25 protein-coding genes are annotated in these 25001 nt (G+C 55.0%); 16 read left to right on the forward strand and 9 right to left on the reverse strand.

All coding sequences use genetic code 11. From position 1 onward, the window contains the following. Nucleotides 1-55 precede the first annotated feature (55 nt). The 8 genes from EV681_RS00865 to EV681_RS00905 all read left to right on the forward strand — a co-directional run bounded on the left by EV681_RS00865 (nt 56) and on the right by EV681_RS00905 (nt 8072). The gene (locus EV681_RS00865; RefSeq protein WP_128393490.1) at nt 56-997 is read left to right on the forward strand and encodes an NUDIX hydrolase; all 942 of its coding nucleotides are present in this window, start codon (nt 56-58) and stop codon (nt 995-997) included. Between the two features lie 102 nt (nt 998-1099). After that, the gene (gene nadC / locus EV681_RS00870; RefSeq protein ID WP_128393491.1) at nt 1100-1957 is read left to right on the forward strand and encodes a carboxylating nicotinate-nucleotide diphosphorylase; all 858 of its coding nucleotides are present in this window, start codon (nt 1100-1102) and stop codon (nt 1955-1957) included. A gap of 432 nt (nt 1958-2389) precedes the next feature. Then, complete coding sequence (locus EV681_RS00880; RefSeq protein ID WP_130303091.1) at nt 2390-3385, forward strand: LysR family transcriptional regulator; 996 nt, start codon at nt 2390-2392, stop codon at nt 3383-3385. A gap of 159 nt (nt 3386-3544) precedes the next feature. After that, nucleotides 3545-4351: an SDR family NAD(P)-dependent oxidoreductase gene (locus tag EV681_RS00885; RefSeq protein WP_128393493.1), complete on the forward strand. Its 807-nt coding sequence runs from the start codon at nt 3545-3547 to the stop codon at nt 4349-4351. Beyond that, nucleotides 4348-5415: an Ldh family oxidoreductase gene (locus EV681_RS00890; RefSeq protein WP_130303092.1), complete on the forward strand. Its 1068-nt coding sequence runs from the start codon at nt 4348-4350 to the stop codon at nt 5413-5415. The genes EV681_RS00885 and EV681_RS00890 overlap by 4 nt, the downstream gene beginning before the upstream one ends. A gap of 34 nt (nt 5416-5449) precedes the next feature. After that, nucleotides 5450-6295 (forward strand): sugar phosphate isomerase/epimerase family protein, encoded by an 846-nt coding sequence (locus EV681_RS00895; protein ID WP_165392903.1) that lies wholly within the window; start codon nt 5450-5452, stop codon nt 6293-6295. A 1-nt stretch (nt 6296) separates the two neighbouring features. Beyond that, complete coding sequence (locus EV681_RS00900) at nt 6297-7325, forward strand: Gfo/Idh/MocA family protein (RefSeq protein WP_242612093.1); 1029 nt, start codon at nt 6297-6299, stop codon at nt 7323-7325. Nucleotides 7326-7385: 60 nt separating this feature from the next. Beyond that, nucleotides 7386-8072 carry a hypothetical protein gene (locus tag EV681_RS00905; protein WP_128393497.1) on the forward strand — a complete coding sequence of 229 codons (687 nt, stop codon included), beginning with the start codon at nt 7386-7388 and terminating at the stop codon, nt 8070-8072. Nucleotides 8073-8207: 135 nt separating this feature from the next. Here EV681_RS00905 and EV681_RS00910 read toward each other — a convergent pair whose 3' ends face one another. Beyond that, nucleotides 8208-9086 (reverse strand): Bug family tripartite tricarboxylate transporter substrate binding protein, encoded by an 879-nt coding sequence (locus EV681_RS00910; RefSeq protein ID WP_130303977.1) that lies wholly within the window; start codon nt 9084-9086, stop codon nt 8208-8210. Between the two features lie 421 nt (nt 9087-9507). Next, the gene (locus tag EV681_RS00915; RefSeq protein WP_130303095.1) at nt 9508-10353 is read right to left on the reverse strand and encodes a LysR family transcriptional regulator; all 846 of its coding nucleotides are present in this window, start codon (nt 10351-10353) and stop codon (nt 9508-9510) included. Between the two features lie 261 nt (nt 10354-10614). Between EV681_RS00915 and EV681_RS00920 the strand changes: the two genes are divergently transcribed. Genes EV681_RS00920 through EV681_RS00930 form a run of 3 tightly spaced genes read left to right on the forward strand, consistent with a single transcriptional unit; the run spans nt 10615 to nt 13043 of the window. After that, entirely contained in the window at nt 10615-11283 is a 669-nt protein-coding gene (locus EV681_RS00920) for an ankyrin repeat domain-containing protein (protein WP_130303096.1), read from the forward strand. A 19-nt stretch (nt 11284-11302) separates the two neighbouring features. Next, on the forward strand, nt 11303-11776 hold the full coding sequence (locus tag EV681_RS00925; RefSeq protein ID WP_130303097.1) for a nucleoside deaminase: 474 nt from the start codon (nt 11303-11305) through the stop codon (nt 11774-11776). A 4-nt stretch (nt 11777-11780) separates the two neighbouring features. Beyond that, on the forward strand, nt 11781-13043 hold the full coding sequence (locus tag EV681_RS00930; protein WP_130303098.1) for a cyanate transporter: 1263 nt from the start codon (nt 11781-11783) through the stop codon (nt 13041-13043). 4 nt (nt 13044-13047) lie between these two features. On the opposite strand, the gene EV681_RS00935 is transcribed toward EV681_RS00930, so the two are convergent. The 4 genes from EV681_RS00935 to msuE form a co-directional block, all read right to left on the reverse strand. After that, on the reverse strand, nt 13048-14046 hold the full coding sequence (locus EV681_RS00935) for an MBL fold metallo-hydrolase (protein WP_128393502.1): 999 nt from the start codon (nt 14044-14046) through the stop codon (nt 13048-13050). Between the two features lie 121 nt (nt 14047-14167). Further along, nucleotides 14168-15082 carry a LysR family transcriptional regulator gene (locus tag EV681_RS00940; RefSeq protein ID WP_130303099.1) on the reverse strand — a complete coding sequence of 305 codons (915 nt, stop codon included), beginning with the start codon at nt 15080-15082 and terminating at the stop codon, nt 14168-14170. Between the two features lie 223 nt (nt 15083-15305). Next, nucleotides 15306-16427 (reverse strand): FMNH2-dependent alkanesulfonate monooxygenase, encoded by a 1122-nt coding sequence (ssuD, locus tag EV681_RS00945; protein WP_130303100.1) that lies wholly within the window; start codon nt 16425-16427, stop codon nt 15306-15308. 37 nt (nt 16428-16464) lie between these two features. Continuing rightward, on the reverse strand, nt 16465-17046 hold the full coding sequence (msuE, locus tag EV681_RS00950) for an FMN reductase (RefSeq protein ID WP_128393505.1): 582 nt from the start codon (nt 17044-17046) through the stop codon (nt 16465-16467). A 191-nt stretch (nt 17047-17237) separates the two neighbouring features. Here msuE and EV681_RS00955 point away from each other — a divergent pair, with 191 nt between their 5' ends. Genes EV681_RS00955 through EV681_RS00975 form a run of 5 tightly spaced genes read left to right on the forward strand, consistent with a single transcriptional unit; the run spans nt 17238 to nt 22087 of the window. Then, on the forward strand, nt 17238-18221 hold the full coding sequence (locus tag EV681_RS00955; protein WP_130303101.1) for an aliphatic sulfonate ABC transporter substrate-binding protein: 984 nt from the start codon (nt 17238-17240) through the stop codon (nt 18219-18221). Beyond that, a complete protein-coding gene (gene ssuC / locus EV681_RS00960; RefSeq protein WP_130303102.1) occupies nt 18202-19044 on the forward strand; it encodes an aliphatic sulfonate ABC transporter permease SsuC in 843 nt (280 codons plus the stop codon). The genes EV681_RS00955 and ssuC overlap by 20 nt, the downstream gene beginning before the upstream one ends. Before the next feature lie 33 nt (nt 19045-19077). Then, the gene (locus EV681_RS00965) at nt 19078-19845 is read left to right on the forward strand and encodes an ATP-binding cassette domain-containing protein (protein WP_128393508.1); all 768 of its coding nucleotides are present in this window, start codon (nt 19078-19080) and stop codon (nt 19843-19845) included. A 31-nt stretch (nt 19846-19876) separates the two neighbouring features. Beyond that, entirely contained in the window at nt 19877-20986 is a 1110-nt protein-coding gene (locus EV681_RS00970; protein ID WP_130303103.1) for an LLM class flavin-dependent oxidoreductase, read from the forward strand. A gap of 12 nt (nt 20987-20998) precedes the next feature. Next, nucleotides 20999-22087: an LLM class flavin-dependent oxidoreductase gene (locus tag EV681_RS00975; protein WP_128393510.1), complete on the forward strand. Its 1089-nt coding sequence runs from the start codon at nt 20999-21001 to the stop codon at nt 22085-22087. A gap of 123 nt (nt 22088-22210) precedes the next feature. Here the strand turns inward: EV681_RS00975 and EV681_RS00980 are convergent, their stop codons facing one another. The 3 genes from EV681_RS00980 to EV681_RS00990 are packed head-to-tail and all read right to left on the reverse strand — an operon-like array spanning nt 22211 to nt 24944. Next, nucleotides 22211-23056: an ABC transporter ATP-binding protein gene (locus tag EV681_RS00980; protein WP_130303104.1), complete on the reverse strand. Its 846-nt coding sequence runs from the start codon at nt 23054-23056 to the stop codon at nt 22211-22213. Beyond that, nucleotides 23032-23901, reverse strand: a complete 870-nt coding sequence (locus EV681_RS00985) for an ABC transporter permease (protein ID WP_130303105.1) — start codon at nt 23899-23901, stop codon at nt 23032-23034. The genes EV681_RS00980 and EV681_RS00985 overlap by 25 nt, the downstream gene beginning before the upstream one ends. Continuing rightward, on the reverse strand, nt 23898-24944 hold the full coding sequence (locus EV681_RS00990; RefSeq protein ID WP_128393513.1) for an ABC transporter substrate-binding protein: 1047 nt from the start codon (nt 24942-24944) through the stop codon (nt 23898-23900). Before EV681_RS00990 ends, EV681_RS00985 begins: the two co-directional genes overlap by 4 nt. Nucleotides 24945-25001: the final 57 nt, after the last annotated feature.

Genomic DNA, 25001 nt, shown 5'->3' on the forward strand with positions numbered 1-25001 from the left:
TGCCATCAGGGCCGTTCTGATAGAATCCATACATCGTTGAGGGATATGTATAGGTATGGCTTCAGGTTTTTCCGTGTCGAGCACTGCAGAAGGCGCTACCGAGGTTGTCGCGGTATTGATTGCGATCACCAATCTGAACGCGAGGGTGTTGACCGTGGAAAACGGCAATATCTTGCCCTATGGACCGCTATCGCCCGTACATAGCTCGTTGCAGGCCGGCGTACGCCAGTGGGTAAAGAACCAGACCATGCAGCCCATGGGCTACGTCGAGCAGCTCTATACCTTTGTCGATACGCTACGTACCCGCGCCTCGGGTCAGCCCGTGCTGTATGTCAGTTACCTGGGGCTGGTCAAGGAAGCCGATGAGCGCCTGCTTCAAGTCAACGCCAGCTGGCACGACTGGTACCGTTACTTCCCCTGGGAAGATCATCGCGAGGGCCGGCCCGAATGGATTGCCCGCGTGTTTTACCCTCATCTGAGAAAATGGGTTGCCTTTGCGGAGGATGACGCGGTTCGCCAGAGTCGGCAGCGCCGCGTGGATCTATGCTGGGGTCAGGGTGAGCACGCCTGGATCGAGGACAATACCCTGTACCGCTATGAATTGCTTTACGAAGTGGGCCTCATTCCAGAGTCGCCGTTGTTTGATGGGGCAATCCCTGAAAGCATGACCGGTAAGGCCATGCAGCACAACCATCGCCGGGTGTTGGCCATGGCCATGTCAAGGCTGCGGGCGAAAATCAGATACCGTCCGGTCATATCCGAGTTGATGGCCACTGAATTTACGCTGCTGCAATTGCAGAAAAGTATCGAAAGCCTGGCCGGTGTAGAGTTGCACAAGCAGAATTTCCGGCGCCTGATGCAACATCAGGACTTGCTCGAGCCAACCGGACAAAGTACGGTCCAGGAACGGGGGCGACCGGCACAGCTGTACCGGTTCAAGGATACGGTTTTGCTCGAGAGCTTGCTGTCCGGCAGCAAACTGCCTATCAATAAATAAACTTTTCAATAAGCCATTGTCGGTTTTTTATAGCTGTTATATACTCATTTTGAGTATATAACAGCTCCTATGGGGCAAATTTTGAACAGGACCTGCGTGCTTATGAATTCCGCTGCTTACCCATTACCCGACGTTGTTTTAATACCCTTCGTGCAGGCAGCGCTGGCAGAAGACATGGGGCGAAAAGGCGATATTACTTCCCAGGCGATCATCCCTGTTGGCAAGCAGGGGCGCCTGCATCTGGTCTCGCGCAGCCCGGGCGTGATCGCAGGAATGGCGCTGGCCCGGCTGGCCTTCGCGCAAATTGATCCAGCCATCGAAGTGAACATTGTCCAGCAGGATGGGGCGCATGTTCAGGCAGGCCAGTTACTGGCAACGATTTCCGGGGATGTCCGCTCCATGCTTGCGGCCGAGCGTACGGCGCTCAATTTCCTGACCCACCTGAGCGGCATCGCCACGCAGACCGCAGACATCGTCAAACGGGTTGCAGAGACGAAAGCACGCATTACCTGCACCCGCAAGACTATTCCGGGCTTGCGGGTACTGCAGAAATACGCAGTTCGCGTCGGGGGCGGCTGGAATCACCGGATGGCGCTGGATGACGCCATGCTGATCAAAGACAATCACATTGCGCTGGCTGGCGATCTGCGTACCGCCATTGCCCAGGCCCATGCGCATGCAGGACACCTGACGCCCGTCGAGCTTGAAGTCGATACCCTGGAGCAATTGGCGATCGCCCTGGAAGAAGGCGTCAGGCTTGTGTTGCTGGACAATATGGACTGCGATACCTTGCGCCAGGCCGTGGCCATGTGCCAGGGGAAGGCGCAAACGGAAGCGTCCGGCGGCATTACGCCTGAAACGGTGCAAGCCGTTGCGCAAACCGGCGTTGACTATATCGCGATCGGGTATCTGACGCACAGCACCAAGGCGCTGGATATCGGCCTTGATTTTCAGGCATGAAGGCAATGGTGCTGCGGCGGCGATTACTTTGTCCTGTTGTCCGTATACCGGTACGGCCAAGGCACGCGCGCCCAGCTCATGTTCTTCACTTAAATAGCACCAGTCCTGTGTTTGAATTTCACACAGCGACGCTAAATATAAATAAATCGGGATGTTTCACGAGTGGCTGTTGAGCCGGGCTGCCACATCGTTTGATTTTATAGATAAGCCAAAAACTGCCAGAATCGGTCACGGTCCGTCGTGAGGCTGATTTCAAATGTCATGTACTACGATCCATTCTGCGCCACGACACTACGTGGAAACGCCAAGAACTCCTTTAAAATACATTAGGTCGTTCTCAATATCGATGCAGGAAATTTGCCTGAGAGCGGTCAGCATGCCCTGCAAAGCGCTCAAGACTCCTTCAATACATCTGAAAATATAGGCATTTTCATGAATTTGCGGCAATTAAGATACTTCACCCGCATCGTAGAAACGGGCAACATTACCCGCGCGGCAGAGCAACTGTATGTGGCTCAGCCTGCGTTGGGAATGCAGGTTCGTCAACTTGAGCAGGAGTACGGTGTCAGTCTGCTGCTGCGTCATCCCCGTGGTGTGCGAACAACCCGTGCTGGACAACTGCTTTACGAACGGGCTTGCGAGATTCTGCGTTTGGTGGACGATACTGAGCGTCTGGTCAAGGCGCAAGGTCGCTTTGAAATGGAAGCGATCATGCTGGGACTGACCAACGGCTTTATGAATATAGTGGGGCGGGATCTCATCTTGCTGGCAAAAAAGGAACTCCCAGGGGTCAAGCTTGGTGTGGTGGAAGAACGAAGCATCGTATTGATTGATGCACTGGAGCGCCACGAAATTGATTTGGCCCTTGCGTACGAAGTCCATGAGCGACCAGGAATGATCAGAGTTCCTCTGCTGGAAGAGGAAATGCTCTTTGTCTACGGTGCGCAAAACGGCAATGGTCGGCTGCACGATACACCGATCGCCTTTTCGGAAATGGCAAAACACGAGCTGGTTCTTCCTGGACAACGGGACGGTGTGCGAGAACAATTATTTACCGCAGCCAAACGACGAGCAATCGAACTGAATGTAATTCTGGATGTATCGTCTGTTTCCATGATGAAGCGGATGGTAGCCGCCGGTGATGCTGCTGCCGTAATGCCCTATGGCAACGCTATTGAACACATTGAGCTGGGCTTGCTGAATGGACGGCGAATCGCTGATCCGGCCTTAAGCAGAACCTTATATCTGGTTCGCTCTATCACCAGGGCATCATTCAAACACGAAGAGGCGCTGATCAATCTGCTTGCGCAGATCGTGCAACTGTACATATCGCGTCTTGGCTCACTGGCCAATCGCTGCACAGCCGCTGAGCATTCGCTTTCCGATGTGGTCGCTACCCAGAGGGACGAGTACCGCGCACCACGCTGATTTATCACCAGCTAAAAGAAAAAACTTGGGTCTGCCATATTCCGATCGTTTTGGACTTTACCGTTCAAATTCGTTGTAATAGTCCCGTGCCCGCACTGTATTCGGTTCGTATAAGACCGGAAACAGGGCCGTCACAGTGTCAAACGAAAGGAACTGGCAATGAACACTATGAAACAAGAGGGACAAGGTCGTATTGCTGTTGTCCTGGGCGGTGCAAATGGCATTGGTGCAGCCACATGTCAAAAACTATATGACTATGGCTGGAAACTGGTGGTCGCAGATATTGATTACCAGGCTGCGCGGGATCTTGCTGCAAGTATCAAGGGCGATCCGATCAGGATAGACATTCTGGATGCACAATCAATTGCGCAGGCAGCACAACATATTGAATCGCAAATCGGGCCTGTACATGCGTTGGTCAACTCTGCAGCGATTTTCCAGCCGCAGGTCAGGCCGGAAGACCTGCCTCTGGAAGTTTGGGAGCGAATTGTCAATTCCGCTTATCGGGGCACCTATGTCAGTTGTGTTGAATTCGGTAAGCGGATGGCCTTGCGTGGTGAAGGTTCCATTGTCAATATATCTTCCATGGTGGGGCAGCGCCCCAACCATGGCCATGCGTATTACTCGGCCAAGGCAGCGGTCAACATGCTCACCGAAGGCATGGCCGGTGAGTGGGGGCGCAGCGGTGTCAGGGTCAACGCAGTCAGTCCTGGCTTTGTGGGCGTTCCCCGGATGCTCGAGAATATTGAAAAAGGCGAACGATATGCCATCTCGCCGATCGAGGTTAGTGCGCTGGGCCGGCTGGTCGAACCACGGGAAGTAGCCGAAGCGATTGCTTTTCTGCTATCGGATCGGGCATCTGCCATTACTGGTACCAATTTGCCTGTCGATGCCGGTGTACTGGCAACCAACGGATGGCTCGTGCATGGCGGTGTGCCGGCAGCACGAAAGGCAAGTGCTGTATGAGGGAAGAAGGCCAATTGCGCGTAGATGTTGCCCAACTGCAGCAATTTACCGAGTCGATTTTTCTGGCCGCGGGTTTGAGCCCGGTCCATGCAGGGTTGGTCGCCGACAGCCTGGTTATGTCCGATTTAAGAGGAACTCATTCGCATGGCATTGTGCGAGTCCCTTTCCTTATAGACCGTCTGGTCAAAGGCGGAGCCAACGCGGACCCGCAAATCAAAGTCGTGCGTGAGGCGCCGGCTACAGCACTGCTTGACGGTGATCGAGCACTGGGCGCCGTGACCGCAACCCATGCCATGCGTATGGCAATGGAAAAAGCCCACACAGCCGGTATCGGATTTGTGGCAGTAAACAACAGTGATTTCATCGGTGCCTGCGCGCATTATGCGCTTATGGCGATGCCTGAAAATATGATCGGTATCGCCTGGACTAACGGCTACCCCGGAATGACTCCTTGGGGAGGAAGCGTAAACAATATTGGCAACAATCCAATTGCTTTCGCTGCTCCAGGGTTGACGCAGGGGCCGGTTGTACTTGATATGGCATTGAGTGTGGCTGCCGGAGGAAAGGTGCGTCTGGCCGCGAAGAACAATCGCCGCATTCCTACAGACTGGATCATTGATCGTCACGGGAAACCAACTGATAACCCGGCCGATCTGGCCGCCGGCGGTGCATTGCTGCCTTTGGGCTACAAGGGATATGGACTGGCCGTGTTTGGGGAAATCCTGTGTGGCGTGCTGACCGGATCTCGTATTTTGTCTGAAATACCGGCGTGGTTTGTGGATACCCAGCGGGACATTGGCAATGGGCATATTCATATGGCAATTGATATATCGAAATTTATCGAACCCGATGCGTTCAAGCGCAGAGTCGACGAGATGGCCATGATGCTCAAAAATACCCCCCTGCTTGCAGATATGCAAGAGATCCTGCTGCCTGGAGAGCGTGCATGGCGCGTTCAGAAAGAACAGCAGATCACAGGTATACGTATATCAGGCGCCGTATGGAACGATCTGCTGGAACTGGCAGATCGCCTGGATGTATCCGCACCGGCAACACTGCAATAGTTGTCGCTTTCAACGTTTTGACAGACTGAAAAATATGCTGACTATAAAAGACCTTACTCTTGCTCATTTAACCATCGGCGCTACTCCTGCGCAGACTATTGACGCTGCGGCCGTTGCCGGCTTCGGGGCCACTGGTATCAGAATCTGCGGACGACGCCCGGGTGATGCATTTGCAACGCCTGTTTTGAACAATCCCGCAACCATTGTGGCACTGCGAAATCAGGCAGCTGAACTGGGCGTGAGACTGTCTAACGTATCGGGCTATCAGTTTTATCCCGAGACCCGAATTGAAGATGTGGAGCCAGTTATTGACGCTACGGCGGAACTGGGTGTGCCGATACTGGTGGCCAATAGTTTTGACCCCGATGCATCACGGTTCATTGACACGTTCTCTGCCTATTGCGAATTGGCCGAAAAGGCCCGCATTCGGGTTGCGCTTGAATTTTTGCCATACAGCGGGATTCGTACGCTGCAAGCCGCCTGGCAGGTCATCCAGGCAAGCAACAGCAGCCAGGCGGGACTCTTGCTGGATGCGCTGCACCTGGCTCGCTCCGGCGCCACGCCCGAGCACATCAGGATTGTTCCTGCCGAGCGGGTTGTTTTCGCTCAATTATGCGATGCCAATGCGCGGTCAGGCGATATGACAGACGACGCCCTATTACAGGAAGCACGTGGTGCGCGGCTACCGGCCGGTGAAGGTGTGTTGCCCCTGTTTCAGTTCCTGGATGAATTGCCGGCTGATTGTGAAATTGAATATGAAGTGGCCAGACAGGATATGAGGGACAAAACGCCCTCCGAAAAAGCCAGCGTGGCGGCTGCCGATGCGATGCATTTCATGGCGCAATACCATGCGCGTAAACTTGAAACGGGGGCGCGTTAAGATGTCGTCAACCGAAAGCACCCTTCGGGTGGGCGTTATTGGCTGCGGCATGATCAGTGCCGATCACCTGGCTGCCTGGTCCAACTGTACCAATGCCAAGGTCGTTGCAGTATGTGATTCGTCTATCGAACGGGGCCGGGCAAGAGCTGCTCAGTTTGGAATCGAGCGCGTTTATGAATCGCCCGAAAGCATGTTCGAGCAGGAGACGCTTGATGCGGTAGATATCATCACGCCACGTGAAACCCACGCCACTCTGGTCCGCATGGCTGCCAGGTATGGCGTGCACGCGCTGTGCGAAAAGCCGCTATGTCCCGCTTATGATGAGGCATTGGCATTAGTCCAGGAAATTGGCTCATCCATTCGCGTCATGGTCAATGAAAACTGGCGATACCGCGCTTACTTTAAAAAAATTGGTGAATGGATAGACGCTGGCAAGCTCGGTACGATCGCCCAGGTGCGCATCGCATTGTGGCGCTCGAGCATGCTGCCGCGCAAGGAAGACGGCAAAATACACGCCTTTACACGTCAGCCGTTTCTTCAGAACGAGCAACGCGTCCTCATCGCAGAGTCACTGATCCACGAGATTGACGTTGTTCGTTCACTGTTTGGCGAAATGTCGCTTATTGCCTGCTGTACAGCAAGGGCATGTCCGGCGCTCAAAGGAGAGGATAGTGCAACGCTATTGCTGCGTTCCGAATCCGGATTTCCGGTCACGATAGACGGTGTCATGACTGCAGCGGGCCATGATACCCGCTCACCTGATCGACTTGAGATCGCGGGTACGAGGTGCAGCATCATTCTTGAAAATGCAGTGCTCAGGCTGATTGGCCAGGAGCAGGATATGGTTACTTATGACGAAGCCCAGATAAGGCAGGGATGTTTTGACGCATCGATTCAACACTTTGCAGATCGTCTGATCGATCATGGCCCGTTCTGGACCAGTGCCCAGGATCAGCTTCGCAGCTTGCAGCTTATGGAACAGGCGTATCGTTCGGCCGGACATCCAGTTGCGCTGACGACGGAGCAGTAAACAGGGCACCGGCGTGTAGCACGCCTCTTTACACATTCAATCATCTATAAAGGAAATGACATGGTACTGGCAGGAGAAGCACTTATCGCGATCTGGAATGATATTACACCCGAAATGCGTGAAGATTTTTTCGAGTGGCATCCGCGCGAGCACATGGTGGAAAGGCTTGGCATTCCTGGCTTTATCAGAGGCCGACGCTATATTGCCTTGGATGCCCAGGTTGAATTTCTGACCTTATATGAGGTCGCAAATGCCGACGTTCTGGTAAGTGATGTTTACAAAACCCGCTTGACCAACCCCACACCATGGTCAACAAAGACACTGCCCGCGTTTCGCAATAACGTTCGTGGGGGATGCCGAATCCACTACAGTCAGGGTTACGCGATGGGTGGATTTATCAAGACCATACGCATCAAGGCGCAGGAAGGTGAGAAAGCCTCGCTGATAAAACATATCGTGAATAACATGTTGCCGGGCTTGATTGACGCGCCAAGAATAACCGGCGTGCATTTTGTAGAGAACGATACTGCATTGACGGGGGGAAATTCGGGCAATCAGCGCGGACGCGTTATTCAATTGCCCGACTTGATACTGCTGATTGAAGGTTCAGCGGAAGAAGGGGTGCGCAATGCATGTGCAGAATATCTCCCGGAGGACGCGCTGATCAGGGCAGGCGCCACGGCTGACGTCATTAATGGCTTGTATCAGTTGGAGTACAGCATACAGAACCTGGTCCAGCCGACGTGACGCGATAATTATGGCGTAGTCAACCTTTGGCGTAAGAGCCGGTAAAGATGAGAATTATGAAATTGCATCTTTACCGGTTTTTTTAAATCGCGGGTTTGCGTTTTGTTGAAGAATCCATGGACATCCCGTGCGGCATCAGATTGAACCGGGCCTGATTTTCGTCAGCTCTGCGACTTTTTTGAATGTTTCAGATTCCCGGGCGATACGCTGGCTGAATGCTTCAGGCGTGTTGCCGCCAGCGGTAATACCCAGCGTTACCAGCCCTTCCTGCACTTCTTTGGTTTTCAGCGATTGCACCAGTGCGCGATGAATTTTATCGATAACGCTGCGTGGCGTGCCTTTGGGCGCATGCAGCCCAAACCAGTTGCTGGCAGTTTCCAGATCAGGTAAGCCGGCTTCGCGAACAGTCGGCACATCCGGGTAGTGAGGATCGCGTTTTTTTCCGTACAGCAGTATGGGCCGCAAACTGCCATCTTTGGCATGTGAGTTCATGACAATGTTGCTCAGCAGGCTCAATTGCACGCGGTTGGAGATCAGATCAGGCATGATCTGACTGCCTCCCTTGAAGTGCACAGCGTCGATATCGATGCCCGCGAGCATTCTGAAGTATTCCAGATAGAGATGCATATTGCCCCCGGCCCCCGAGTCTCCATAAAACAAAGTATGAGGCTTGCTTTTTACCAGTGAGATAAACTCCTCAATAGTGGCCGCCGGAACCTGTTTGTTTATCGTCAGGAACTGATCACCCTCTCCAAACATGGATATGTGTTCCAGATCCCTTTGTGGATCCACCGACATGTTCATGGTATGTGGCGAGACGGTAATCTGACCAATACTGGACGCAAGAAGCGTATATCCGTCCGGCGCAGACCGCACCACCTGAGCTGTGGCGATATTGCCAGCCGCTCCTGGTTTGTTCTCCACTACTATTGTCTGCCCCAGAATCCGGCTCATTTGTGTCGCAAAAAGCCGTGGCAAGGCATCAGTTGTACCGCCAGCGGAAAAGCCAACCACTATTTTGATAGGTTTATCGGGGAAATCGTTTGTGCTCCCATTAGCGGGAAGTACCGCTGAGAGCGGTGCAATACTGGCGTATTGCAAGAACTTGCGTCTGTTATTCCGGGCCATCGTCTTGTCTCTCGTTCTATGTGTTTCGGTCTGATGTATTTGTGCCACAGCATCCTCATTTCAATGGGTATTTCGCCTGTAGACAACTGCATTACAACGGATCGATCTGCTAATGTCCAAAACGATTTTTATATATGAGGCATAAGCGTTTGCTTAGAACAAGAGAGCAATTGCACTAAGACTTCGGGTGAAACGAAGTTGATGGCTATCAGGCACGGGGAAAATCAGCGCCGAGGCATCGTCCCGGTTGTAAGGGGTTGTGTATCCCTGGCATCGGGCGGGAAAGCGGGAGCGACTTTGCCGTCCATTATGGTTCCAACCGACGCTCTAGTACGTCTGTCATCTGATTGATCAGCGCTGCTGCGGGGCCGCTTTTATCCCACGCATAGAGAGAGACAACCATCGCGGGCATGTTGCCCAAAGGTGCATACTCGCGTACACGCCGTCCGATGGTGGCTTTGAGGGGCAGCACGGACAGGCCCAGACCAGTCTCTACGCCGACCAGCACGCTTTGAAAGCTGCTGCCTGAAAAAGCCACATACCATTTTTTGCGCTCCCGTTCGATACGATCAAACATGGCTTCGCGGTACAGTCCTCCGGGCGGAAAAGTGACCAGCGCAATGGGGTCAGACCATTGCTGACTATTGTCTGCACTTTCATACCAGGCCAATGCTTCCGGGAAGCTGGCGTGGCAGTCTGCGCTTGCTGCCGGCTCTTTGACGACGACAATATCGAGTTCCCCACCACGGTAACGGTCGGTCAGATTGCGGCTTAAGCCGGTTGTGATATCCAGCCGAATCGAGCGGTGCATATGGGTACAGGCCCTGAAGACCGCCGCCATTTGAGCGGTAACCAGGTCTTCGGGCAGACCGATGCGTACGGATTGGGTACCGGCCGGGTCTCCCAGCATGGCTTGTGCTTCGCGTTCAAGCGCGAGAATGCGCCGGGCGTAGCCGGCCAGCCGTTCACCGGGGACAGTGGCCTGGACCGGGCGGGCGTTGCGATGCACCAGTTGCTGGCCAACTGACGATTCAAGTCTTGCCAACTGCTGGCTGATGGTCGATTGCGTCAGGTGCAGGCGATCTGCGGCGGCGGTAAAGCTGCCTGTATCGACAATTTCGACAAACGCCGCCAGAAGACGGGGATCCAGCAATTTCGTTCCCCTTGTTTAGAAGTATCCTGATTGCAATTATAAGCACAACATGCACATTCTTAATATTTATTATTCAATAATTTAATTTCCAAATATAAGGCCGCACGACTATACTGGCGGCGGTTCGGTGCCGATACGGACACAACTGGCACAAGGTGCTTGAATTTAAGCGTTTCTGCAGATTAGCGTCCTGTACGCAGTCTGCAGCTATGTAGCGCCAGGCGCTGATCCCAATCCTATTGCAATGATTTTGGAGGTCATATGACCAGATCGATTGTCATGGCAGTGTTCACAGCCGTCCTACTGGCCTGCACGCCTATCTTCTCGGGAGCCGTCATGAATACATATCCGTTACACAGTGCAGCAGGCAATGACGATGTCGCTGCCATCGGGCAAATTTTATCGGGCGGCACAGAAACAGACGCACGCGATAGCTCGGGTGCGACCGCGCTGCTTGTTGCCACCAGGGCGAACAAGGTGCGCGCTGCGCAAACGCTTATTGCGGCTGGCGCCGATGTCAACGCAAAAGACAATATCAGTGACAGCGCCTATTTGTATGCCGGCGCCCGGGGGCATTTGGATATTCTCAAGCTCACGCTGGCTCATGGCGCTGATCTCAAAAGCACTAATCGATATGGCGGAACGGCACTGATTCCTGCTGCCGAACGCGGTCATGTCCAAACTGTCAGAACGTTGATTGAAGCCGGCGTTGATGTTGACCACGTTAATAATCTGGGATGGACTGCATTGCTGGAGGCCATTATTCTTGGCTCGGGCGGTGAGCAGCACCAGCAGATCGTGGACGCCCTGTTAAAGGCGGGCGCCAACCCCAATCTGGCAGATCGCGAGGGCGTTAGCCCACTTGCGCATGCGCGCTCACATGGCTATAGCGAAATAGAAAACATGCTGCGCGCCGCTGGCGGCCGTTGATATTGGAAAGGTCACATCAATGCAACAAAATACACATTTTCTCCAGCAGGCGATTGAGCTTGCCTATGCCAATGCGCAACAGGGCGGTCGTCCATTTGGGGCGTTGGTCGTTCGCAACGGCCAGGTGATCGCCCAGGCGGTCAACGAAATCATGACGACTAACGATCCCACTGCGCATGCCGAGTTACTGGCCATCAGGGCGGCCAGTCAGCATCTGGGCTCGGCCAGTCTGGCAGGGTGCAGTGTTTTTGCCAGCGGTCACCCGTGCCCCATGTGCATGGGCGCAATGAGGCTGGCCGGGATCAAAGAAGTGACCTACGCCTATAGCAATGAAGATGGTGCCCCCTATGGTCTTTCTACAGCAGAAATCTATTCCGACCTGGCCAGGCCGTTTGACGAGCAGTCCGTGACCATTCGTCATGTGCCCACCCGGCTAGCGGCCACGCCCGATCTGTACGCCTATTGGAAACGCCAGCAACAAAAAGGGGCTTGAATCCATGTTGCGGGTCCAGACGCCGCTTGTGCGAGCCATGCTTGTTGCAACGGTTGCGCTTATAGGGTTTAATCTGCGACCCTTCATTACCAGTATCGGGCCCCTTGCCGGCAGTATTCAGGCGCACACGGGGCTGGGCCTGCAAGGCATGGCCATGCTGACGCTGGTGCCTATGTTGCTGATGGGTGGTGTGGCATTTATCGGACCAGCCCTGCAAAGTGCGTTTGGTGCGCGCCGTTCCGTCATTGCGGCATTGCTGGTGATCTGTTGCGGTTGCGCTTTGCGTCTGCTGAGCATAAGCGGATGGAGTCTTGTTGCGACGGCAGCGTTGATTGGTTTGGGTGTCGCAGTCATACAAGCGATTTTCCCGGGGATCATCAAGCGTGATTTTGCCCGTCATGTCGGTCCCATGATGGGGCTGTACTCGGCAATGCTCATGGGTGGTGGAGCGCTGGGCGCAGTCACTGCGCCTGCCGTATCGTCGAGCACAGGGCTGTGGACCGTTGGCCTGGCCTGGTTTGCATTGCCGGCCGCTGCGGCGCTTTTGCTGGCATGGTCTTTTCTGCCGGTTGATACAGACAGGAGCAGGAATGAAGGCGCTGCCCGGCTGTTGCTGGCCCGACCTCGCACTTGGCTTTTGATGCTCTGCTTCGGATTGATGAATGGGGGTTATACATCTGTGGTCGCCTGGCTTGCGCCGGCGTATCAGGAACGAGGCTGGAGCGCCGAGGGCAGTGGCGGCTTATTGGCAGTGCTGGCGGTGAGCCAGGCGCTGTCGGCGCTGACGCTGCCGCTGTTTGCCAGGAAGGCACCGGATCGCCGGCCGTGGCTATGGTTCACACTTGTGATGCAGGGCATCGGTTTTGCGGGTTTGGCCTTGGCGCCGGACTTTGCTGCACTTGGCTGGGTGATCATGCTGGGATGCGGTCTGGGCGGCTGCTTTGCCTTAATGCTGATCGTGGCACTGGATCATCTGCCTGATCCTGCACAGGCCGGGGCGCTCTCGGCCCTGATGCAGGGAGGTGGTTTTCTGATCGCCGCGGCGCCTGCTTGGCTTGTCGCGGTACTGCACGAGGCCACCGGTGGCTATGAGGCCGGATGGATGGGACATCTGGCAACCGTGCTGGTTGTCGCCATCCTGGTCTTGCGCTTTTCTCCCCGGCGTTATGCGAGTGCCATGCGCGCGCCCGCCGCCAGCGCCGGGCAACAGGACACATTGCTGCCCACTGCCACGGTCACTGCGACGCCAACTCCAGATATGCGCTGAATCGTCAGTCGCTTGCGCGATTGCGATATTCGACCGGATGCCAGCTGAAACTGTTCTTCGCCTCAGAGCGGACATGGCCGATCCCGGGAAATGGCAAGTGGGGTGCGGCGATCAGCTGGCGCTTGCCGGAGAAATCAGAAAACGCATTTTTTCTTACCGATATTGCGTCTTCTGGCTTCAGGTCATAAACAATGGCGATGTCAGGTTCGGGAAACTGCAAGGACTCAACATGGACAATGTCACCCACGAAAACCATGGATTGGTCCTGGCTGCTGACGGTAAAGAATGCACTGCCGGGCGTATGTCCCGGGTGTATGGTTGCTTTTACGCCGGGCAGTACGGTTTGCCCGTCATCAAAGGTTTTTACTTTTCCCAGTTTTTCATATACACCGATCGTCTTGATCGCTTCTGCGAAATACTTATCGTCATAGCCGGTTTTCTTGGCGTTGCCTGCATCCAGGAAAAAAGCCAGGTCGGGCGCACCGACATGGACGGTGGCATTCGGAAATGCAGGTTTTCCGTTTTGTACCAGGCCACCGGTGTGGTCAGTATGAATATGCGTAATAAGCACATCGGTCACTTGTTCGGATTTGATTCCCACGCTGGCCAGGCTATCATAAAGTTTGCCACCGAAGCCGGGTCCAAAAAGCTCCCCTGACCCGGTATCAACCAGAATAATACGTTCGCCGTCGCGAATCACAAATGCATTGATCGATGCTTCTACCGGGTTCGCAAGAAATGCCTTGCTCAGCAAATTGTCGATATGAGAATGGGATGGACCAATCAGTAGTTGATACAGATCCTGGGGCACGGTGCCATCAGATATGGCGGTAATGGTCAGGTTGCCAAGGGGCATAGAATAGGCGTCGGCCACTTGCTTATAAGTAGCGGTCTTTGCAACAGGTGCTGCCTGGGCAGAAGCAGGCAGGGCTAAGGCAGGCAGGGCGATCACACTTGCGATGGCCAGGACACCAGAAAAAAGAAGGGGGGTAATACGTGACATTTCGTTGATTTTCCATGGTTGGGTGGAGAAATCACATCATGCGCCACTCTCTGACGCTGCACAAATTGTAAATTTCAATTCGACCTATCGATACTGCTGATGGCTCGACAACGCAATGACCTCAATTTGTCTGCACCGCGTCGAAAATCATCGACCGCAGCCAGCGGTGCGCCGGATCGGCATTCACTGTTGAATGCCAGAACAGCTTCATCGAAAATGTATCCAGGGTCAGTGGCGGGGTGAACAATTCCAGGTGGCTGGTAAACCGCTGTAGAAAACGTTTGGGCAACGTGCAGATGCAATCTGTTGAATTCAGGATCAGCGGGGCCAGGGCGTAGCTCTGGACCGACACCGTTACACGGCGTTGCCGACCGAGATCGGCAAGTGCTTCGTCGATCATGCCGTTGAACATGCCACCACTGGTCGAAATCAGCAGATGATCCAGTTCGCAAAACGTATCCAGGGAGAGCGGACCTGTGCCGCGGGGATGGCCGATGCGTTGCGCCGTCAGGAACTCTTCGTTAAAGAGCAGGCGGCCGATCAGATTAGGGGCAGCATCCTGCGCGGTGCCAATAAACAAATCCACTTCGCCGCGTTCCAGTTGCCCATTCACCTGGGTCTTATCGGGTAATGTGAAGGCAACCCTGACTGCCGGCGCCTGGGCGCTGATCAAAGGCAACAGCGCCGGGGCAAGAATGGCCGCCGGGTTGTCCATTGCGGCAATACGAAATGTGCGTTCACTGGTGGCGGGATCGAAAACGTGCGCCGACTGGACAAACTGCGTCAATTGCTGCAACAGGCGTTGCAGTTCCGGTTTGAGCGCCAGGGTATGTGAGGTGGGCGTCATGCCGCGTCCAGAAGACGAAGGCACGAATAGCGGATCATTGAAAATGCGACGCAGCCTGGTCAGGCGCCCGGATAGCGCCGATTGCGTGATGTTCAATCTGGCTGCGGCATGGGTCACATTCTGGTCCTGCAACAGCGCATCCAGCGCGAGCAGCAGATTGATGTCCAGGTCTCCGATCGGCCGGGTCATCGGCGATGCCCTATGGTATTGCAGCAGCAGGCGGCAATGCGTGATGGCGTGCAGGGCAGCAGTGTTATTGCAGTTGTAATCACTCTAGGGGCCATGGGAACGATTTTTCTCAGAACAGCGAAATCAAGAAGTCTACTTACTTATCGCTTCGACCCTGAGTATCTCACAAGGCTGTAGGCCCTTCAAGCAATCATTAGCCTGGTGCCGTGCTAACGTTCCGGCTTCATTGCTGCGCCGCCCGGCGATCAAATGCGCCTCCTGTCTGCGCCACGCCCTGGGTGGTCACCGCCGCTTTGCCCAGCAATGGGAAAACCAGTTCGGCAAAACGAACCGCCTCTTCCAGATGAGGATACCCCGATAGCACGAAGGTATCGATTCCCAAATCGGCATATTCCTGCAGCCGGGCAGCGACGGTTTGTGGATCGCCCACCAGTGAGGTGCCCGCGCCACCGCGTACCAGACCTACGCCGGCCCATAAATTGGGTGACACTTCCAGTTTGTCGCGCCGTCCGCCATGCAAAGCCGCCATGCGTTGCTGGCCTACCGAGTCCATGTTGGCGTAATTTTTCTGGGCATGTGCGATATCTTCGTCAGTGATATGACTGATCAGGCGACGAGCGTCCTGCCAGGCTTCATCTTCCGTCTCCCGTACGATGACATGAACTCGTAGCCCGAATCGTACTGTTCGATGGTGCTTTGCTGCGCGAGCTCTGACATCGGCGATTTTGCTGGCGACTGCTGCAGGTGGCTCGCCCCAGGTCAGATAGGCATCTACGTGCCGGGCAGCCAGCTCGTGCGCCGCCTCGGAAGAACCGCCGAAATAAAGTGGTGGCCAGGGCTTTTGCACCGGGGCATGATAATTCCTGCTTTGTGTGACTGACAGGTATTTTCCCTGGAAATCGACGGTTTCCCCCGACAATAGTTTTTTCCATATTTGCAGATATTCATCTGCGGCTGCGTAGCGCTCATCATGACCCAGTTGCACGCCGTCTGCAGCCAGTTCGGCGGCATCTCCTCCCGGCACGACATTGAGCAGCAAGCGGCCATGCAAAGCCTGATCAAGCGTAGCCGCTTGCCTGGCCGAGGGGGCCGGGCCGCCCAAAGAGGTCCTGAGGGCAACCAGCAGTTTGATTCGCTGAGTGACCGGAATCAGGCTGGCGGCGACAACCCACGGGTCCAGGCAGGCGCTTCCGGTAGGAATGAGCAAGCCGTCATAGCCAAGGTTTTCACTTGTGATGGCGATCTGACGCAGATATTCGCTTGTGGGGTACCTGCCAAAATCCGACGTGCCCAGATAGCGTGTGTCGCCGGAGGTCGGAAGAAACCAGAAAATATCGGGGTTCATGACGTTTGCGGTAGAAGATAGGGAATGCACATCGCGCTTATGCAACAGCGCGTTCGGCAATATTGTGGCGTTGTTGATTGACGACGCCGTTAAGCACTGGTGCAGCCAGGGATGCAACCAGTTCGAGACGTTTTGCCAGCGTTTCGCTGACAATCTTCCCATCTTGTATCTCCGCTGAAGTGGCGTAAATGCCGGCAGGCAGGCTGAGGGCATGAAAGAACCCAAACAGGGTACGCAACTGATGGTCGATCACCAGACCGTGCAGGGCGCTGCCTCCCGTGGCGGCCAGCAGTACAGGCTTGCCTGCGAGCGCGTCCATGTCGATCAGATCAAACAGATGCTTGAACAACCCGGGGACCGATCCGCGAAACACCGGCGCGCCAACGATCAGAAAATCGGCATTCTCGATACGCTGCAGGGCCTGTTTTGCAACCGGGTTCAGGTTGTCTTTCGATATGGCTGTGCCAATGAAGGGCACCAGATCGACAAGGTCGATGAATTGGGTGTGGAGTGCGACATCGTGTGAAATTTTCTGGGTCACTTCCTCGAGCAGGACGCGGGTACGTGACGGACGATGCAGGCTTCCATTTATGACAACTGTGTTCAAGAAACGGGGCATTCTGTTCTCGATTGATTGGATAAATAAATGATACGAGCTTCATTACACCATTGCGTGCAGCCAGATCAAACAATATTTATTGCATTTGTATATGCCAGAAAAACTGCAGGATGCGGCATAAGCAAAATACAAATTGATATTGGAAGCATCAATCATCAGGTTGCTAAGATAAAAGGGAACTTCAACCAAACATGGATACACAGCAAATGACAGACAGCGCTTTCGAGAACCGCAGATCATCATTGAAATTATTGGCTGCACTGGGCACGCTGGCTGGCATTGCACCCCTGCAAACGGTTTGGGCGCAAACCAAGGCTAAATCATTTCGGGTGGGCTGGCAGAAGGGCTCCAACATTGCGCTGCTCAGAGCACGTGGCAACCTTGATGCACGACTCAAAAAAGAAGGAGTCAGTGTACGCTGGATAGAATTTACCGCCGGACCTCAAATGCTCGAAGGATTGAACGTAGGCAGTATTGATTTTGCCTGCGTCGGCGAAACGCCGCCGATATTTGCTCAGGCGGCAGGTGCAGATCTGGTGTATGTAGCGAGCGAGCCGCCGGCGCCGAAGGCCGAGAAAATCCTGGTGCAAAAAGATTCGCCCATTCAGTCGTTCAAGGAACTCAAGGGCAAGCGCGTGGCGCTCAATCGCGGTTCAAACGTGCACTATCTGCTTTTGAAAGTACTGGAAAGAGAAGGTCTTGCCTACACGGATATTGATGTGAAGTATCTGCCGCCGGCAGATGCGCGGGCGGCATTTGAAAGTGGCTCGATTGATGCATGGGTTATCTGGGACCCATTTGCCCAGGCCGCGATCGAACAGATTGGTGCGCGCGTCCTGGTTGCCGGCCACGATCAGGTACACAACTATAATTTTTACCTTTCCACCGGCGCTTACGCAAAATCCTACCCAGAGATTCTGAAATGGACGATAGAAGAAGTTGATGCAACCAATAAGTGGACAGTAGCGCATTTTGACGAAGCGGCAGACATTTTGTCGCCTCAGATAGGGCTGAACCGGGAAATCACCCGTCATGCACTGCAGAACTATGCGTATGGCGTGGCGTACATTACAGATCCGGTTGCGCAGAACCAGCAAAATATTGCAGATGCATTTTCTTCACAAAAATTGATTCCTCGCGCTCTGGAGATCAAAAATGTTATCTGGCGTCCATGACAAGCCCGCGACCCATGTTGCCGATCAACAGATCGATGAGCAAGAAAGGGTTTTGTTGTGGGAGCGTATTGTAAACAGTAGCCTGGCGCCGTGGCTGGTGCCAATTGTATTGGTCCTGTTATGGCAACTGGCAGCCTGGGCCGGCTGGCTGTCGACCCGCATTGCGCCGTCGCCGCTTGCCGTTGTTCTGGCGGCCTGGGAACTGATATGCAGTGGAGAAATCTTTGTTCATCTGTGGTCCAGTTTCGTGCGCGCGGCAATCGGCTTTTTCATTGGCGGCGCTATCGGTCTGATACTGGGCTTTCTGAACGGTGGTTTCAGGGTGTGCGAACGCCTTCTGGACACCACCATACAAATGGTACGCAACGTACCGCACTTGTCTCTCATTCCGCTGGTCATTCTGTGGTTCGGCATCGACGAAGCGGGCAAGCTCTTTCTGGTCGCTTTGGGGACGTTGTTTCCCATCTATCTGAATACCTTTCACGGGATTCGTTCGGTTGACCGTGACTTGATAGAAATGGGCAGATCCTATGGTCTTTCAGACTGGCAGCTTTTTACCAAGGTCATTCTTCCCGGCGCGATGCCCAGCATTCTGGTGGGTGTCCGGTTCGCGCTGGGTTTTATGTGGCTGACGTTGATTGTTGCCGAAACGATTTCGGCCAGCAGCGGGATTGGCTACATGGCCATGACAGCCCGTGAGTTCATGCAGACCGATATCGTAGTGGTGGCGATTTTGCTGTATGCCCTCTTGGGCAAACTGGCCGATACGGCGTCGCGTTTGCTTGAACGAAGGCTGTTGCGCTGGAATCCTGCATTTAAATAGATATATCGATAGCGTACTGGAGCAATGTGAAGGATGGAACAAGTAACTGGCGGAATTGATCTGAGAATGGAAGGGGCCGGCAAACGCTTTGGAACGCGACAGGTATTGCAGGATGTCAACCTTAGCGTTACAGCGGGCCAGTTTCTTTCTGTGGTGGGACGCAGCGGTAGCGGCAAAAGTACGCTATTGCGTCTGCTCGCCGGTCTGGACACAGCCAGCGTGGGCAGAATCCGGGTGGATGGGCGAGCGGTGGAGCAGTCCCGCCATGACATACGCATCATGTATCAGGACGCACGTCTTCTGCCGTGGCAAACGGTTGCCAACAATGTTGCACTGGGCCTCAAAGGCAAAGGCAGCCAGATCCGCCGGATTGCCATCGAGGCGCTTGAGCAGGTTGGCCTGGCGGACCGCGCCGACGAATGGCCTGGCGTGCTCTCGGGCGGCCAACGTCAGCGTGTGGCGCTAGCCCGGGCGTTGGCACATCGGCCGCGGTTGTTGCTGCTGGATGAACCGCTAGGCGCGCTGGATGCCCTGACGCGTATTGAAATGCAGCAATTGATCGAATCACTATGGAAAGATCATGGCTTCACTGCGGTCCTGGTCACGCACGATGTCGCTGAAGCCGTAGCATTGGCTGACCGCGTGATTTTGATTGACCAGAATACGGTGAAATTTGATCTGGATGTCAGGCTTGCCCGGCCGCGCGTCAGAGGGGACGCGCACTACGCGTCCCTGGAAGGGCAGTTGCTGTCCCGTTTGCTCGGCCGTCAAGGGGAACCTCACCAGGCACAGGCCGCATAGTCTTCTTTCTTTTTAGTGAGTAAAGCGATTTATGACAATAGAACTAAATTGGTATCTGCCTAATCACGGTGACTTCCATGGGTTGACGAATAATCGATTGGGCGAATCGGTCAACAGGATAAGGCAAAGTACACCGGCGTATCTGGAATCGGTTGCGCGGGCGATCGAGTACGCCGGCTTTAACGCCGTGTTAATTCCTACCGGCCCCACGTGTCATGACGGCTGGGTCGTTGCTGCCGCATTGTCCCAGGTCACGACCAGACTCAAGTTTCTGGTTGCATTCCGTCCCGGGTTTGTGCTGCCCGCCGTGGCCGCGCAAAGCGTGCAATCGCTGCAGCGAATTACCGGCAACCGCTTGTTGCTCAATGTGGTGACCGGTGGAGATTCGGCTGAGCAGCGTGGTTACGGCGACTTTCTGGATCACGACCAGCGCTATGAACGTACGGCGCAATTTCTGGATATCGTCCGGAAAATCTGGGCAGGAGAAAACCTCGATTATGAAGGCACGCATTTTCGCCTGAAAGGCGCGGGGCTGCTTCGTCCGATGGTCAGCCCTCCCCCTATATATTTCGGTGGCGCCTCGGCCGCAGCCGAAGCCGTCGCAGCGCAATATAGCGATACCTATCTGTTTTGGGGTGAAACACCGGCGATGGTAGAGGAACGAATCGCTCGGGCCGATGCGCTGGCAGCAAGCCATGATCGGCGACTACGTTATGGTTATCGGGTGCATATCATTTCCCGTGATACGCCTGAACAGGCCTGGGCCGAGGCTGATCGCCTGCTCAGGGAAGTGCCTCGCGAAACCATCGAAAAAGCCCAGAAGCAGCTGCAGAAAAGCGAGTCGGTGGGGCAGGCACGCATGCGGGCCTTGCGCCAAAGCAATACCTTTAATGACGTGCGTGATCTGGAGGTCTATCCAAATCTGTGGACCGGTATCGGCCTGGTGCGTGGCGGGGCAGGCACTGCCATTGTGGGAAGTCATGAACAGGTTGCCGAACGCATCGAACAATTGCACACATTGGGCATCTCCAGCTTCATTCTGTCGGGTTATCCCAATCTTGAGGAAGCCCTGAACGTCGGCGAAGAAGTCGTACCACTGCTGAACAGCAACACCGCCGTGCGCGCCGTTGCCGGCGCCTGATCAAGGAAAAATATGAGTATTGAATTTAACTGGTTTCTTCCCACTAATGGGGACAGTCGACATCTGACTGGCAACATCAGTAACCCACAATTGCGGCCCACGCATCTGGCGCATCGCGAGCCTGATGTGGACTATCTGGTGCAGATCGCTCGCGCTGCAGAGGCGACCGGCTTTAACGCGGCACTGATTCCCACAGGCGCCGCCTGCGAGGATGCATGGCTGATCGCTGCCGCGCTGGCGCAGAATACTGAAAAACTCAAATTTCTTGTGGCGTTTCGTCCGGGGCTCGAATTGCCCGCGTATGCCGCGCAGAAAGTTGCAGCCATGCAGACGTTTACCAATAACCGCTTGCTTCTGAATGTGGTGACCGGTGGCGATCAGGATCAGCAGCAAGCCTACGGCGACTTTCTTGACCATGATGAACGTTATGCGCGTACTGCCGAGTTTTTACAGGTGGTCCGGCAGGTCTGGCAGGGACCGGGGCAGGAATTTTCCGGAACGCATTACCAGATTCGCAATGGCGGGCTGGTGCGACCGCTCACTGCAGCACCAGCAATTTATTTCGGCGGTGCCTCGCCGGTAGCAGAGAAGGTGGCAAGCGATACGGCCGATGTATACCTGCTGTGGGGGGAAACCCAGGATATGGTGCGAGAGCGGCTGCAGCGGGTGCGAGCCCTGGCGCAGCAGCAGGGCCGTACCCTGCGCTTTGGATTGCGGATCCATGTGATCGCCCGTAGTACGCAAGAGCAGGCTTGGGCAGAAGCCGAAAGACTGTGGCGTGAACTGTCGCCGGAGACAATCCAGAAGGCGCAAAAATCATTACGCTCCAGCCAATCTGTCGGGCAGGCCCGGATGCAGCAATTGAATAAGGGCGGTCGCGGCAATGCAGTGCGGGATTTGGAAGTTGAGCCGGGATTGTGGACCGGTATCGGCCTGGTTCGCGGTGGGGCGGGAACAGCGCTGGTGGGAAGTTATGACCAGGTCGCAGATTATCTTAAGCAATATTGCGATCTTGGTATAGATACGTTCATTCTTTCCGGATACGCCAATCTGGAAGAAGCGTGGCGTGTTGGGGAAAATATACTGCCGCGCGTGCATTAACCAGTTTGCAGCATGGGTCACTCTGTAAAACCGGGGCCATTGCGCAGCGGCCAAGACAGATGACATAAAAGGGGGCGATGTGTATATCGCCCCCTTCTTTAGGTTAACCAGCAAGGCATGCGATCATGCCGCGCGTCGCGTGCGTGCGGGCTCTTGCGCGAGGCCAGATGTTGTAGCGGTCTGATCCGGCGCCTCTTGCAAAGCCGGTGGTTCGGCATCGGCAAGATCTGTGTCAACCCCCAGATGCTGCAACAGATAACGGCGGATGCGCGCAATTTCGTTCTCCCTCGCTGGTGACTGGTCCGGCAAATTTACCGGTATATCTACAGTCAGCTTACCCTGATCCAGAATTAAAATTCGCTGCGCCAGATGGATGGCTTCATCCACATCATGCGTCACCAGGAGTACGGCCGGCTCGTGATGCTGGCACAGCCGACGCAACAAAGCGTGCATGCGCAGGCGGGTCAACGCATCGAGCGCACCAAAGGGTTCATCGGCCAGCAATAGCTGCGGGTTGCGAACCAGCGCGCGGGCCAGTGCAACCCTTTGCTGCTCGCCGCCGGACAGTTCTGCCGGCCAGGACATGTGGCGGTTATGCAGGCCGACTTCTTCGAGCGCCTGCATTGCTCGCGCTTTTACATTGGCTCCGGAAAGCCCGAAGGTCACATTATCGACCAGGCGCTTCCATGGCAGCAGGCGGGCATCCTGGAATACGACAGATAAAGAGGAAGGAACCTGCAGCGAGCCTTCCCCGACCACGTCGTGATCAAGTCCCGCCAGTGCCCTTAGGAATGTACTTTTTCCCGAGCCGCTGCGGCCGAGCAAGGCGACAAACTCGCCCTTGCTGATATCCAGGTCAATGTCGTCAAGCACGGTCCGGGTGCCAAAACGGCGGACCAGGTGCCGTACCGAAACCGCGAGCGCTTTGCCCTCGGGCAGTGTAGTTAGTCGTTCAACGTCTTGCGCCATTTGAGTACCTTTTTCTGTAGTAAACGGACCAGGCCGTCTGAAGTGAGTCCGAGCACCGCGTACAGCGCCAGGCCGACAACAATGACTTCAGTTTGTCCGTAGGTTCGGGCCAATTCAATCATGTAGCCGATACCGCTGGTTGAGTTAACCTGTTCTACCACCACCAATGCAAGCCAGGAAGAAGTGACCGCGAAGCGCAGCCCAAGTAGAAAGCCGGGTAATGCGCCAGGCAGCACAACGTGGCGTATGAACTGGCCACGAGTGACGCCCAGCGTTTCGGATAATTCAAGATAGCGACTGTCTATACTGCGCAGGCAGTCATGTGTCTGAATGTAGATAGGGACCACAACAATCATGGCAATGGCGGTGATTTTCATTGGCTCGCCAATGCCCAGCCAGAGCATGAGCAGTGGGATCAACGCCAGGCTGGGTATGGCGCGCTTGATCTGCACCGGACCGTCAATGACATATTCACCGATGCGACTTAGCCCGGCAAAAACGCCCAGTATGACGCCAAATATCACACCCCAGAACAGCCCCTGCAACGCCCTGAAAAGAGACGTTTCGAAGTTGCTCCAGAGACGACCGGACTGGATCAGCTCCGCGGCTGTTTGTACCACGACCCATGGTGGTGAAAGCGTTCGGTGGTCTATTATTCCGGTCCAGGACCCGAGCGTCCAGATTACCAGCAGCAGTATGGGGCCGATTGCGGCTCCGTAGCGAATCTCTTTGCCAGGGCCAAGGCGTGAGCGACGCGAGTTGGCCTGGTTTCTGTCGATGGCGGAAATAGGTTTGTGGCGACGATCGCTGACGGTGTCGGCGGCGAGTGAATTGATCGTATTCATTGTTTGCTTAACGCCTGGGTGGCGACCTTTTCAAAGCGACGGTCAAACAGTTTTGCTGCGTCCAGGCGCGGGTTGCCCGTTTCCGCAGCCAGAAGATTAATGGTCGCTTGCTGGCGGGCAATCACATCGGTCCAGTCAGCCGGGATGTCGGGCTCGCCGGCCGATTGAGCCAGATATTCGCCATCGGCTGTTTTCAGTCCCTGATCCTGGACGTAATAGCCTTCAACCCATTCTTTTGGATGCTCATAGATCCAGCGTGTGGCCTTTGCCCAGGCCTTGACATAGGCGCGTGCAGCCGCCGCTTTGGCCGGATCGTCCAGAACAGCTTGCAAGGTATAAAGATGCCAGGCGTCATCGCGCAAGCCATGTGAAATGACCCGCGCACCGTTGCTGCCATAGTTGGCCAGATATCGCGGCTGGTTGGCCTCGGCGATGGGCGCTGCATCCACCAGTTTGCTGGCAAGGGCGCTTACGTATACGTCGCCGGTGCTCGGCATCTCCACCAGGGTGACATCATCCTTGGTCAGACCGGCTTTCTGAAGGATTCGAAGAACCAGGGCCCCCTGAGCCTGACCGGGGCTAAAAGCGATTTTTTTGCCTTTCAGATCTGCGATGCTTTCAATATTTGCGCCCGGTGCAATGCCCAGCTTGTATATTGGATGGTCAAGCGGCGCTTTGCGAAAGGCCGCAGCAATGATCTGCACCGGCAGGCCGGTCCAGGTAGCGTGAATCGGCGGAATATCCGCGACAGCACCAATGTCCAGCGCATTGGCGCGGAACGCCTCGGTCGTTCGGGGACCGCCACTGATGTTTACCCATTTGGGCGTGAATGGAAGATTTTTTACTTCACCGGAAAGTTCCAGTGCGCGCTGTGTTTTTGGATCGCCAATGGTCAGTGTGGTGCCGGGCGGAACGGTATCGGTAATCGGCGCCGCACCTGATTGCGCATTGGCCAGCGGTGCACACATCAGCATAATCGCAATCGTGGCGCAGGCGCGCGCGGTGATCGATGAAAGAATTCGAATGTGATTTGGTGAAATCATGTGCGGGCTCCTGTTTATTGACTCTGTTGGCTAAATCGTGCTGCCCAAATGACAGCA

This window comes from Advenella incenata, from assembly GCF_004217095.1.
Taxonomy (GTDB): Bacteria; Pseudomonadota; Gammaproteobacteria; order Burkholderiales; family Burkholderiaceae_B; genus Advenella; species Advenella incenata.

Coding starts and splice junctions, on each gene's coding strand:
- EV681_RS00865 (WP_128393490.1), top strand. CDS start 56: ATGGCTTCAGGTTTTTCCGTGTCGAGCACTGCAGAAGGCGCTACCGAG.
- nadC (WP_128393491.1), top strand. CDS start 1,100: ATGAATTCCGCTGCTTACCCATTACCCGACGTTGTTTTAATACCCTTC.
- EV681_RS00880 (WP_130303091.1), top strand. CDS start 2,390: ATGAATTTGCGGCAATTAAGATACTTCACCCGCATCGTAGAAACGGGC.
- EV681_RS00885 (WP_128393493.1), top strand. CDS start 3,545: ATGAACACTATGAAACAAGAGGGACAAGGTCGTATTGCTGTTGTCCTG.
- EV681_RS00890 (WP_130303092.1), top strand. CDS start 4,348: ATGAGGGAAGAAGGCCAATTGCGCGTAGATGTTGCCCAACTGCAGCAA.
- EV681_RS00895 (WP_165392903.1), top strand. CDS start 5,450: ATGCTGACTATAAAAGACCTTACTCTTGCTCATTTAACCATCGGCGCT.
- EV681_RS00900 (WP_242612093.1), top strand. CDS start 6,297: ATGTCGTCAACCGAAAGCACCCTTCGGGTGGGCGTTATTGGCTGCGGC.
- EV681_RS00905 (WP_128393497.1), top strand. CDS start 7,386: ATGGTACTGGCAGGAGAAGCACTTATCGCGATCTGGAATGATATTACA.
- EV681_RS00920 (WP_130303096.1), top strand. CDS start 10,615: ATGACCAGATCGATTGTCATGGCAGTGTTCACAGCCGTCCTACTGGCC.
- EV681_RS00925 (WP_130303097.1), top strand. CDS start 11,303: ATGCAACAAAATACACATTTTCTCCAGCAGGCGATTGAGCTTGCCTAT.
- EV681_RS00930 (WP_130303098.1), top strand. CDS start 11,781: ATGTTGCGGGTCCAGACGCCGCTTGTGCGAGCCATGCTTGTTGCAACG.
- EV681_RS00935 (WP_128393502.1), bottom strand. CDS start 14,046: ATGTCACGTATTACCCCCCTTCTTTTTTCTGGTGTCCTGGCCATCGCA.
- EV681_RS00940 (WP_130303099.1), bottom strand. CDS start 15,082: ATGACCCGGCCGATCGGAGACCTGGACATCAATCTGCTGCTCGCGCTG.
- ssuD (WP_130303100.1), bottom strand. CDS start 16,427: ATGAACCCCGATATTTTCTGGTTTCTTCCGACCTCCGGCGACACACGC.
- msuE (WP_128393505.1), bottom strand. CDS start 17,046: ATGCCCCGTTTCTTGAACACAGTTGTCATAAATGGAAGCCTGCATCGT.
- EV681_RS00955 (WP_130303101.1), top strand. CDS start 17,238: ATGGATACACAGCAAATGACAGACAGCGCTTTCGAGAACCGCAGATCA.
- ssuC (WP_130303102.1), top strand. CDS start 18,202: ATGTTATCTGGCGTCCATGACAAGCCCGCGACCCATGTTGCCGATCAA.
- EV681_RS00965 (WP_128393508.1), top strand. CDS start 19,078: ATGGAACAAGTAACTGGCGGAATTGATCTGAGAATGGAAGGGGCCGGC.
- EV681_RS00970 (WP_130303103.1), top strand. CDS start 19,877: ATGACAATAGAACTAAATTGGTATCTGCCTAATCACGGTGACTTCCAT.
- EV681_RS00975 (WP_128393510.1), top strand. CDS start 20,999: ATGAGTATTGAATTTAACTGGTTTCTTCCCACTAATGGGGACAGTCGA.
- EV681_RS00980 (WP_130303104.1), bottom strand. CDS start 23,056: ATGGCGCAAGACGTTGAACGACTAACTACACTGCCCGAGGGCAAAGCG.
- EV681_RS00985 (WP_130303105.1), bottom strand. CDS start 23,901: ATGAATACGATCAATTCACTCGCCGCCGACACCGTCAGCGATCGTCGC.
- EV681_RS00990 (WP_128393513.1), bottom strand. CDS start 24,944: ATGATTTCACCAAATCACATTCGAATTCTTTCATCGATCACCGCGCGC.